Annotated in this window: 5 protein-coding genes; all 5 read right to left on the reverse strand. The window is 35.2% G+C overall.

Annotated elements, in window-relative coordinates; genetic code table 11:
- Positions 1 to 74: 74 nt before the first annotated feature.
- Positions 75 to 1,094, reverse strand: coding sequence for a VOC family protein (locus EOD40_RS16895; protein WP_128197556.1), 1,020 nt, complete (start codon positions 1,092 to 1,094; stop codon positions 75 to 77).
- Between the two features lie 43 nt (positions 1,095 to 1,137).
- Entirely contained in the window at positions 1,138 to 1,995 is an 858-nt protein-coding gene (locus EOD40_RS16900; RefSeq protein ID WP_128197558.1) for an SDR family oxidoreductase, read from the reverse strand.
- Positions 1,996 to 2,159: 164 nt separating this feature from the next.
- Positions 2,160 to 2,738 (reverse strand): Crp/Fnr family transcriptional regulator, encoded by a 579-nt coding sequence (locus tag EOD40_RS16905; RefSeq protein WP_128197560.1) that lies wholly within the window; start codon positions 2,736 to 2,738, stop codon positions 2,160 to 2,162.
- A gap of 222 nt (positions 2,739 to 2,960) precedes the next feature.
- Positions 2,961 to 5,870, reverse strand: a complete 2,910-nt coding sequence (locus EOD40_RS16910; protein WP_128197561.1) for an exo-beta-1,4-galactosidase — start codon at positions 5,868 to 5,870, stop codon at positions 2,961 to 2,963.
- A 12-nt stretch (positions 5,871 to 5,882) separates the two neighbouring features.
- On the reverse strand, positions 5,883 to 6,172 hold a 290-nt coding region (locus EOD40_RS16915), incomplete at its 5' end, for a discoidin domain-containing protein (protein WP_164905501.1).

A 6,172-nucleotide genomic window follows, 5' to 3' on the forward strand; every position in this document is an offset into this window, starting at 1 on the left:
TATTTATTGTTATTGTTAATCAATCTTTAATCATACTTGGAAATTAACCGATAGATTCCAGGAATAGTTTTGATTTATCTTTTATCGTCAACAAAAACATATAAGCGGTTAACTTTTCCATTTTCAAAAATAAAAAGATCCATTCCTGTTGTAGCATCAGGCTCTTCAAACGAGCCATTTTGCCAATAAAGTCGCGCAACATTATGATTGACATCAATTGCCTTGATATGAGAAAATCTGGAATTTGGATTTTTTTTATGTAATCCTTCAATAAATCCGTTGATGTCGGTATGACCTATTGCAATGAAGTGACTATCTACCATTTCAATAGTATCAGCATAGACTTTTTTCATCAAAGCTTCGCGCTTTTTTACATCTTTTTCATTCCAGATTGCAAGATGTGTTTCTACTAAAGAACGAATTGCTGATTCAGATATAGTTTCCGTATTGTTTTTCGATAAATTGAATTCACCAAGAGAATTTTTGGGCGACCATAAAAGTGTAGCAGGTTTGTTTTTTTCGTAGCCTTTACCATTGGGATAGGATACCAATTCCATTTTAGAGCCCCAAGGTGTTAAAAAATACACCCAACTTTCGCCTTCTGTATCTCCAGATGGCATCAAGAACGGCTCGCCAAGAAACTGAACGCCTTTACTTTTCAAATATTCAACACTTTGCTTAATATTATCAGTATAAAAAGCGATATGACTTGCTCCGATGTCATCTCCACCAGGATGTTTAGTACTGCCTTTATTCTCTTTGTATTCGAATAATTCAATGTTGGCACCTGTACCCGCTTTTACCATTTTTATTGTAACCGGACCTGTTCCGGCCTGCAAATGATTTGTCTTTTTCCAGTTGTCATCCAACGGAATTGGTCCTAATGTGGTCACTGGAGAAAATCCCAGTACATCTGTAAAAAATCCTATAGCCTGATTCATATCCGGGACATTTACCCCTATGTGGTCTATACCTACTATATTCGCTCTATTTTGTGCCTCTGTCTTTTCAGAAGTTGAAAAGAACAAAACTAAATTCAGTAAAGCAATTGCAGAGGTTTGTAATTTCTGATTTGATTTATTATTTGTTTTCATGACTTAATTATATTGTATATTATTTTAAAATTGTTAAAAAGAATTAATTACTATAAGCTGCCAACCATTTAGCTTTAATAGTTGCACGTGCCTCAATAAATTCTTTATCTGTTCCCTGAGCAATGGCATCAAGCGGAAAGCGAAGAGGTCGTTCTCCTTTTTTCATTGTAACCAATTCCAGTATTCCATCAGCAATAGTTTGAGGATTCATATCATACTGAGCCATCTTACCAAAAAGTGAAGCTCCTAATGCATTAAATTTTTCTGTAGCAGCATTACCATATTGTTCTATGATTTCCTGTTTATCAGCATGGATACCGGCTTTTGAACCATTGTTCATTTCTGTAGGATATACACCAGGCTGTATACTTACGTTTTCAATTCCGTAATCAGCAAGCTCGTCTTGTAAGCCTTCAGTAATACTTTCCACTACCAATTTTGAAGATATGTAAGGAATCATAAAAGGAAGTGTATGACCACTTGCACCAGTAGTGATGTTGATGATAAGACCATTTTTTTCTTTTCGCATTGAAGGAAGCACAGCCTGATAAGTACGAAGTACACCGTAAACATTTACATCAAACATTTTACTAACCTGATCGATTGAATATCCCTCTAATAAACCAAAACCACTTACGGCAGCATTATTGATTAATACGTCAATTTTACCGTATTTGCTAATTACCTTTTCAAAGGCCTGATTAACTGAAGTATCATCTGTAATGTCAATATCTACTACTTCAATGTTTGAAAGTTGGGAGAGTTCTTTGGCTACTTCAGCATTTTTATCTTTTGTATTGCGCATTCCTGCAATTACCGAATGACCTGCATTAGCTAATGTAATAGCAGTAAGTTTACCAAAGCCTGTACTTGTACCTGTAATGAAAATTGTTTTTGACATGATTTCTAATTTTATAATGTTTATATTGTTTCTTTTGAACATTACAAAGTTGCGCAGAATGCAAAACCTGGGCATTGATTAGAAATAAGTAAAAACTTGATATAGATCAAGTGTTTTGAATATGGCATAAAAAAAGGAGCTTAAAAGCTCCTTGATATTATTAATTATTTTTTTGCTGTTTGTTTCCGTATTCGACTTAGTGTTTCTGGTGTCATCCCCAGATAAGAAGCAATCATAGTCTGAGGAATTCTTGAAGCAAATCCGGGATATTTAGTTATAAAATTAAGGTACTTTTCTTCCGCTGTTAAACTAAGCGAGGCCTGAATTCGGTTTTGTGCAGCTATAAAGCTTTTTTGTAAAATTGTATTAACCATATTATTAAAGGCAGGAATCTCTCTGCACAAAAACTCAAAATTATCATGTGTAAATAATATTAATTCACTGTCTTCAATGGCATCTATATTAAATCGGGATGGCTGTTGAAACATTAAACTTTCCCTGTCCCCTGTCCACCACTTTTCGATGCTAAAACTATTCACATGTTCACTCCCTTTTTCATCAACAGAATAAGTCCGTAAGCAACCGCTTGTGATAAAAGCATCATACTTCCAAATATCACCCTCCTGTAGCAAGTATTGTCTTTTACGCAGTTTTTTAATAATTGCAAATGATTGTATAAGTTCTGATTCTGCCTTTGTCAGAATCGTCTTTTCGTCAAGATATTTTTGAAATATTTCATACATAGGTTGTAAAATTATATAAAAATTCTTGAATTATAATTAGTATTATTCCATCGATTAAAAATGGTAAGATTCAATTATCAACTTTAATCTTAACGAAACCATTTGATAGCTAATAAAACAAAAGGAGTTAAAATATCGAAAAACAATATTTTAACTCCTTCTTATTTTAAAAATTATAGACTGTTTGATTAAATAAATTTCATTCTACAGCTACAATTTTATTTACTTCACCTTATTCTGATTTGAATTGGGTTTCAATTCATCAGGGCTGTCTTTGGTATAAGTCTTAAATTGTTCTTTTGAAGGACTTACAAAAATATCCTGTATCACATCAATACTTAATTGGTTTTTAGGATTGAATTGATTTGAATTCATATAATTCTGAAGTGAGAAAAACAATTCTCTCGAAGCAGGTTTATCTTGAACATCCGGTCCTAAATTAGCACTACTTACTATAATTTTTCCTTTTCCTACTTGTGCTTCAAATACTAAAGCCAGTCTGCGATTCATAAACCAGGTATCAATAGGTTGAATTAGCGGACGAAAATCAGCCGGGAAATCTTCCAAATTCATTACCTGGGCACGGTTTTGAATATCCCACCACTGTAAATCACTGTGAAAACTCGTTGGAAAATCTGCAAAAGCAGGACTCTTATCCTGAATTAGCATTCCTGTAACATGAGGAGGACGCATTTTAAACCAGGACGTATTCCAGAAAACAGGAAGAAAATGCATTTCTACTTCTTTTCCTTTCACCACTTTCGCTGCAGCGTTCAAGAATACTTTACCTCCATTATTTAGTACTTCTTTGGCCTTATCATCTAGCACTGTAGTGTAATAAATAGAAGACGATATTTCAGGTTTTCTATTTGGATAAACCCAAAAATTCCAATCGTTGGCAAAAGCAGTACCATTGACTTTCACTTCCAGATTCAATTTTGAAGCAATTTTAATATCAGCTAATGGAAAACTAAGATTTCCAACTAAAATGCCATTTCCGTTTTCGTATGTTTTTGGATCAAAATTTCCCGAAGAAAGTACATCTTCTTTTTCGTTTTTAATCGTCCAACTGATTACCGCATTTTGTAATGGCGTTTTCCCTGAATGGAACAGCGCTATTTCGGCTTTGAAAGTTTCTCCGTTATTGTATACAAACTTTGAAATCTTTGCCAAAGGAACCGTTGAATTACAAAAACGAGAATACTCTTGTGATGTTACATATCCTTTTTCCTGAAAGAAAGCATCCAACACTCCTACCAAAGCTGTTCCCTGACCAGGAAAATCCTGTAAGCCTAATGCCTGAAAACCTGCATAACCGGGTGTTCTCAACATTTTTTCGATTTCGTTTTTATAGCATAAAACCTGTAATTTTCCGGAAGCATTCAAAAAGTCTTTGCTTTGATCACCCATATTGTGATCTGCTAAATCCTGACGGAACATTTCAAAATTTTTGGCTCTGTAAACACCTTTGTATTTCTTAATCTCTTCGAAATTTGGAAAAACACAATACTGACCAATTTCGTGAGACACAAAAGGAACTTTAAAAGGTTCAATTCCGGAGCTAAAGTCAGATTCTGTTTCCGGCATTTTTTCCCATTTCAAACCTCTTACACCGCCACGAGCCTGATATTCTACATTTGGAACTACAGGCCAGCTTCCTCCTACCGACATTCCGGTATACACTCTTCGATTATCCTTTGCTTTCCAGAAATCAACAAATTCGTTAAGGTATTTCACCTGATTTCCTGCCGGTTCATTTCCTGCCGACAACATCGTAAACGAAGCATAATTACCGTACTCCTTTGCCATTCGGGTAGTTTCGTCATACAAAAATTGATCTACTGGCTGACCCAATCCTATTTTTGGACCATGATTAGGCCAGCTAGGACCTTCGGGTTGCAAATAAAGCCCTACTTTATCGGCTGCAATAAAAGCCGCTTCTGGCGGACACCACGAATGAAAACGTACGTGATTAAAACCATAAGACTTTATTTTTTTTAATATAATTTCCCAAGCCTCGACAGTGGTTGCCGGATATCCCGTTAACGGAAATTCACAATTATGAACTGTTCCTCTCAAGAAAACTGGATTACCATTGATCAAAAATCGGTTTCCTACTATTTTGAATTCACGCATTCCAAACTGAACTTTTTTAGAAGCATTTATTCCTTTGGAAATCAATTGTACATCTAAATTATACAAAGCAGGATCAAATTCGTCCCAAGTCAGCATTCCTTTTCCAAAAGGCAATTCGAGTTGAATTGTTTTGTCTCCCTGTTTAGATACCGAAAGCGTAGTTGAAACCTCCTGGGTTTGGTCTGAAACCTTAGAGTTGAAACTTTTTGCAGCTATTGTAATCTTTCCGTTAAAATTATTTGCAGTGCTATTATTGACCGTAATCTTCACACGGGCTTTTCTGTTTTTTACATCAGGATAAATCTGAACATCGTCTATATAAACTGGAGAAATAGCTTCCAACGCAATTTTGCCGATGATTCCATTCCAGTTTCCCTGGGTATGATCAGTGATACTGTGTGAATCGGGTCCAACATTTATTTTTTTAATACTATTATCAATTCGAATAGAAATACGCTGTTTTCCTGTAGAAAGATACGGACTCAAATCATAAACATGCGGTGCTACCAACGAATTTTGCAAACCCACTTCCCTGTCGTTTACCCAAACTCTGGTTTCAATATGTGCTCTTTCCAAATGAAGTAAAATTCGCTTGCCTTTCCAATTCGCCGGAATATTCACTCCTTTCTGATACCAGGCTGCTCCCACATAATGCTTGACTGGAGTCAGCCAAAACGGAATATGTATGTTTCCCGGTTGGCGGTATTTTTCGAATCTTGGAATAAAATAAAAAGAACTGTCATAAATAGATCCTGTCCACTTGGTTTTCAAAGTGATTTCATCTCCCTTTAAGAATTCCGCCATAGAACCTGGCAAATGAATCTTATCAGAAAGATTACGATTGTACCACTTTTGGGCAATTCCTTCATCTTTTCGGTCAATTTCAAAATGCCAATTGCCTTCCAAATGAATCACCTCATCCTTAGGCTTAGCATTAAAACTGCTTAAAGAGAATAAGATTGCAAAAAGTAAACAGACGTAACTGTATTTTTTCATTAGATTATAATTTTATTTTTTAATAGAAAACAAATTCGGTTTAATATAAAAACGATAGGATTTTACATTACCATTAGTGCTTTTATCGGTGCGGGGTAAATATCTAAAACCTTTTATTTTTACATTATCATCCATATTTACCACTAGCTGATGCGGATGTGGCGTTTTTGAAACCGTCCAGGCAGTTGACCAAAAAGTAGATTCCTGCTGGTCGAATATTTTTTCAGCCGAATAATTTCCTACCGAAACCTCTTCACTATCTGCATATGCAATTTTCCATTTGGAACGGTTTACCGCCAAAC

The organism is Flavobacterium sufflavum, assembly GCF_004016525.1.
GTDB classification, from domain to species: domain Bacteria; phylum Bacteroidota; class Bacteroidia; order Flavobacteriales; family Flavobacteriaceae; genus Flavobacterium; species Flavobacterium sufflavum.

Coding starts and splice junctions, on each gene's coding strand:
- EOD40_RS16910 (WP_128197561.1), bottom strand. CDS start 5,870: ATGAAAAAATACAGTTACGTCTGTTTACTTTTTGCAATCTTATTCTCT.
- EOD40_RS16895 (WP_128197556.1), bottom strand. CDS start 1,094: ATGAAAACAAATAATAAATCAAATCAGAAATTACAAACCTCTGCAATT.
- EOD40_RS16905 (WP_128197560.1), bottom strand. CDS start 2,738: ATGTATGAAATATTTCAAAAATATCTTGACGAAAAGACGATTCTGACA.
- EOD40_RS16900 (WP_128197558.1), bottom strand. CDS start 1,995: ATGTCAAAAACAATTTTCATTACAGGTACAAGTACAGGCTTTGGTAAA.